The following is a 1478-nucleotide window of genomic DNA, read 5'->3' on the forward strand; positions in this document are numbered from 1 at the left end:
GATTGAGTCCATATAATTGTGTAAAAAGAAAGAGTCATTTTATTCACTCTTGGCAACACTGTTTTCAACTACGAAAAACAATGAAAAGAGGAATAATAATGACTCAGTTACAGTTTAACCTAGATATGGACCTTTTAAAAGAATCTGTTATGAATTCCAATATTGATGCAGTGGTTAGGTCAGCTATTGTTTTAGTTTTAAATGAGTTTATGGAAAAAGAGAGAGATGGCTTCTTAAACGCTGCTGCTTATGAACGCTCTTCGGAGCGTCGGGACTATCGCAACGGTTACTATGATCGGGAATTAACTATGAGTATAGGTAAGTTAAAACTAAAAGTACCTAGAACTCGCAATGGGGAATTTTCAACTTCGGTCTTTGAAAAATATGCCCGATGCGATCAGGCTCTCGTCCTCTCTATGTTAGAGATGGTCATCAATGGAGTCTCCACCCGAAAGGTTACTCACATTGTGGAACAACTTTGTGGTGAAAACATTTCTAAATCGTTTGTTTCTTCTCTTACCCAAAAGCTCGATCCTATTGTTAATGACTGGTCAAAACGGCCTTTAAATGTGATGTATTTTCCATATGTTTTTGTAGATGCCATGTATATTAAAGTACGTGAACATCACCGGGTTATCTCAAAAGCTGTTTATATTGCTACTGCTATTTCAGATAAAAATAAACGTGAAATACTCGGTTTGAGTGTGGACCATGTTGAAAATTATGAGAGTTGGAGCCATTTCTTACAACAACTTAAATCTCGAGGTCTTCAATCACCTAATTTGGTCATCTCAGATGCACATCAGGGGCTTCAAAAAGCAATTCAAAGGGAATTCATCGGAACCAGCTGGCAAAGATGTAATGTGCATTTCAAAAGGAATATCATTGAAACAATCCCTAAAAAAGACTCAGAGGAATTCCGCATGATGATTAAGCGTGTTTTCGAAGCTGTTACAATTGAGGATATACGCAAATTTAAAGATGAACTGATGATCCGGTTTAGCGATGACAAAAAATATGAAAAAGCCCTCGGCATATTAGATGAAGGTTTCGAAGATACCATTCAATACATGAATTTTCCTGAAAAAATACGCTCTCATATCAGAAGTACGAATTCTCTTGAACGCTTAAATCAAGAAGTTCGCCGAAGAGAAAAAGTAATTCGTATCTTTCCTAATACGCAATCAGCTTTCCGCCTCGTAGGCGCAGTGTTAATGCACTATCAAGAAACCGTTTATTCAAAAAAAAATGCACTAATCAAATAAAGCAAAATGATTTTTCAGCTACTTCCATTATGGATGATTTCATATCCAGGACAGACTGTCAAAGTGAAAAGCCTTTGACAATCTGCACTGGATATGAGAAATAAAACCCATGGAAGTCTCGCTCAAAAAATGAAAAGGGTTTGGATCACATCACACAATTCTTCGTTGAAAACACTTGCATTTAATTTTACACAATTAATAGGACTTGACTTG

1 protein-coding gene is annotated in these 1478 nt (G+C 36.4%); it reads left to right on the forward strand.

The genetic code is table 11. The features are described from left to right. Positions 1-98: 98 nt before the first annotated feature. Positions 99-1265 carry an IS256 family transposase gene (locus AC3WR0_RS25325; RefSeq protein WP_492554842.1) on the forward strand — a complete coding sequence of 389 codons (1167 nt, stop codon included), beginning with the start codon at positions 99-101 and terminating at the stop codon, positions 1263-1265. Positions 1266-1478: the final 213 nt, after the last annotated feature.

Source organism: Neobacillus sp. FW104-15D2, from assembly GCF_058790155.1.

What these genes read in the sequence shown, in the direction of transcription:
- AC3WR0_RS25325 (WP_492554842.1), top strand. Translation starts at nt 99, where the DNA reads ATGACTCAGTTACAGTTTAACCTAGATATGGACCTTTTAAAAGAATCT.